Source organism: Roseateles asaccharophilus (assembly GCF_031458115.1).
In the GTDB taxonomy this organism is placed as follows: Bacteria; Pseudomonadota; Gammaproteobacteria; order Burkholderiales; family Burkholderiaceae_C; genus Pelomonas; species Pelomonas asaccharophilus_A.
This window is the reverse complement of the sequence record NZ_JAVDXV010000018.1, coordinates 1-3,175: the sequence shown is the minus strand read 5'-3', so window position 1 is coordinate 3,175 and position 3,175 is coordinate 1. Positions and strand designations below refer to the sequence as shown.

Genomic DNA, 3,175 nt, shown 5'->3' with positions numbered 1-3,175 from the left:
CGCCACGGCACCGCCGGCGACACTTCGCCGGTCGAGTTCGAACGACGCCATTCCCAACGGCTCACGGGTGTCTAGGAAATCCGGGGCGATTCACCTACTCGCTTTCTTCGCTCTGCCCGACTCTCCCTCGAAACAAGCGGCGATTGATCCAAAAGACGTTCCTTCGCTCTCGTTTCGTCGGCATTCGACGTCGAGGTTACAAGCTGGTCGACAAAGACAAGGTTCCTGATGTTTCCGCCATCGTGGCCGCATGGCCTGAGTGGGGAGATCCTGAGTGTGCGTGGCTCCTGGTGAAGCTCCTGCCTGTGGCGGATCTGGCACCTATGAAGGCAGAACTACTGCCGTCCCTCGACGAGGGCTGGAAGCTCTCGAAACTGTTCCTCAGACTCGCAGAGCTAGACGCCGACGCCCCAGACGAGCTGGAACGTTTGGACAGCATCTCCTACTGCTATGTGTTGGCGAAGCTCGGCCGCGCGATCCCGAACGAGAAGGCTATGAGCATCGTCGAGCAGAGTGCCGGCGACGAACGCTTTGGGCTACTCGTTTGGTCAATAGGCAAGATGGGGCTCTGGGAAGTACTCGTCTGGATACAGCAGCGACTCCCCGAGTTGGAGGAACGACGATTCGCAGCGTTGATGCAGCTTGATGTTTGACGCACATCGGCAGCCGACGGCCGCGGCCGCCAACGCGCTTCACTAAGACGGCAGATCACAGCCTAGAGCCGCCCGCCAGCAACCGCCAGCATGAAGTGGCTTACCTTGCATCATTCGAGTGCAGGTGCGAGAAAAAGAAAACCCTCGGCATTGCCGAGGGTCCGAACGCCATCGCTGTCATCGCTGAGGCGCCTGCTCAGGGAGGAAAAGCAGGGAGCGCGTGCTCAGGGCGAATGGTAGGGTCAGTCGCTGACCCAAAGCTTTCAAGCATCCCTGAGACGCACCCGGTCCTTCACCCACATCCCGACCAGCTTCCTTGCGTCGACGCGCGCATCCTTCAGGGCCTCTTCGCGAGTGTCCCGGTACCTGATGCACTCGTGCATCACCGCCGAACAGCTTTGGGTATCTACAGAGAACCTCACGACGCCCACGAAGCCCAGGGCGTACTGCTGAACCGAAGCAAACGCGGAAGCCGTCCCATCAGTGGCAAAGAACAAGTTTTCCATCGCGGCTCCTTCAGGACCCATTCGCTTCAGTCCAAAGAGCGTAGGCCTAGCCCATCCGTGGATCAAGTTCCGCGCAGCTCACGACGGCGGCCTAAGAATCTGGCCTCAAGCCGAACTCCACCGACCTCCTTCTATCACCGCGGAGCATGAGCTGCCAGGTACTGGTCGTCGAGTTTGTCCAGCGCGTAAATGTCCAACGTCTCCACCGATCCGACCGCTTGTATGCGCCGCTCGAGGCAGAGCGGCGCGCTGAGCTCTGCGGCCAGGACTCGCATCTTCACGACCAGCTCCCCTGGACCAGGCAAGACGATGTAGAGGGGGCCCGACGCGCGAGCGCGCTCGCCAGGGAGAAGGGCGCCGAAATGAACGCAGGCCATCGATGTCTCACCACCGCGCTCGAATTCGATATCCCTACTCGGCCGTCCCGTCGCCGGCGAGTTGATGTTCAAGAACGGTTGACCCAAGAGATCAATGTCCTGCCTCGGACGATATGGCAGACCCTGACTTCTGATCATCTCGAAGGGGAGGCCTGTGACTGCCTCGACGGTCACCTCCAACTTGGCGCTGGATAGCTGGAAGTCCGACTGGTTGGACAGCGCAAACTGGATTTCGACGGAACCCGCGCGGACACGGTGGAACTCGGCAAGTTGGTGCCAAAACTTCCGATTCGCCATCAGGGAAGGGCTGCCCAACTCGAAGGGAAAATCGAAATCGGGAAGCTCTTCGAAGCTCAAGTAGCGGCCCTGGAACGTGTCCGCGAGGTCCTGGCCGTCCACATCCATGACAGACAAAACGACCCGGGCCTCACCACGCCCGGTGTCCGCGCCGATCATGTCTGCGATCTCCTGTGGCGTCGCCATGCCGGTGCTGCTCCCGCGGCGGACATAGACCACGTGACTGGAGAGTTTGCCGAAGTCGTGCTCCAGGTAGAACGCCCGGCGCTGCTTGGGAATGGTGAAGACGCCAATCGGCTTGCCTTCGTACGTGTGTTCTTCGTAGGAAAAGGTCAGATGAGGTCTGATCTTGCTTCGCACCAGCTGCTGCAGACGAGAGTCATCAATGCTCGTCGAGATGCCCACGGTCTCGGCCGGCTGCCCTTGCCGCTGCTTGAAGCCCAAGAGGATGTGACCATCACCATCACGCCAGGCATTGGCAATGGCCAGGATGTCCTTGAGGATCTCGCTCTTGTCATCGTCACTCGCCCCGGAGAAGCGGTATTGCGCCGATTTGAAATCGAGGTCGGTGCCTTCGGCCTTGTATCGCAGTCCCGCGATCAGCGTGTCGATCATCTGGTTCCCCGTAGGCCGAAGTTCAGCGGGCCGGTGAATCGAAAGAGTACCGGATCGACGCCTTGGCTTCGGACTCTGGCGCACGTAGGGCCGACCCAAGCGAACACAGAAGGGTAGGCCGCTTGGCCTGTCCCGCCCATGCTCACCGAGATATCACGATTCTTTATACGGCGCGGGACGCCTCATCATCTGCTGCACCCCTGGTCAGGCGCGCAATGCAGGGCGGGCAGACCAGCGCGTTCTCAACTTCAGCCGTGCCTACCTCGTTGAGTAGCAGATGCCATTCGCCAAGAACACGTCGCTCGACATACATGATGCAGATGTTGGCGAAAGCCACAGCGTCGCGGGACCGGGGGCGAGTCGACGGGGAACAGTCTTTCTCGACGTCGATGAAGTGCTCTGCATCGGTCAGGCCGAGGCCGGATGGGACCTGTCTCGGACGTTTGCCCGCGGTCAGGCGCCCGACCGGCATCAACTTGCCACGCTGTTCTCCCCGGTCGCACGGAACGCGCTGGCCGTGGCTCATAGAAGGTCCGGCGGTGCGAAATACGTGATCAGCAGCAGCTGGCGCGAACACTTCAGCCGTGAACAGATGGTCTTGGTCTTAGAGGGCGCTGGTCTGCAGTTCGTCGGTAAGCAGCCAGCGAACACATGTTGACCGCTGCAGAGCGTTCGGTCAGATGGCTGGCACCCAGTGATGAGGCAGCAACTCGTCGATTGCGCAGGC

General features: G+C 60.6%; 4 protein-coding genes. 2 read left to right on the top strand and 2 right to left on the bottom strand.

The features are described from left to right. Positions 1-143: 143 nt before the first annotated feature. Positions 144-653, top strand: coding sequence for a hypothetical protein (locus J2X21_RS27125; protein WP_310333282.1), 510 nt, complete (start codon positions 144-146; stop codon positions 651-653). Positions 654-916: 263 nt separating this feature from the next. On the opposite strand, the gene J2X21_RS27120 is transcribed toward J2X21_RS27125, so the two are convergent. Both J2X21_RS27120 and J2X21_RS27115 read right to left on the bottom strand, forming a co-directional pair. Beyond that, positions 917-1,159, bottom strand: coding sequence for a hypothetical protein (locus tag J2X21_RS27120; RefSeq protein ID WP_310333281.1), 243 nt, complete (start codon positions 1,157-1,159; stop codon positions 917-919). 134 nt (positions 1,160-1,293) lie between these two features. Beyond that, on the bottom strand, positions 1,294-2,448 hold the full coding sequence (locus J2X21_RS27115) for an AlbA family DNA-binding domain-containing protein (RefSeq protein WP_310333280.1): 1,155 nt from the start codon (positions 2,446-2,448) through the stop codon (positions 1,294-1,296). Positions 2,449-2,725: 277 nt separating this feature from the next. On the opposite strand from J2X21_RS27115, the gene J2X21_RS27110 reads away from it, so the two are divergent. Further along, the gene (locus J2X21_RS27110) at positions 2,726-3,106 is read left to right on the top strand and encodes an HAD domain-containing protein (RefSeq protein ID WP_310333279.1); all 381 of its coding nucleotides are present in this window, start codon (positions 2,726-2,728) and stop codon (positions 3,104-3,106) included. The last annotated feature ends 69 nt before the right edge of the window (positions 3,107-3,175 follow it).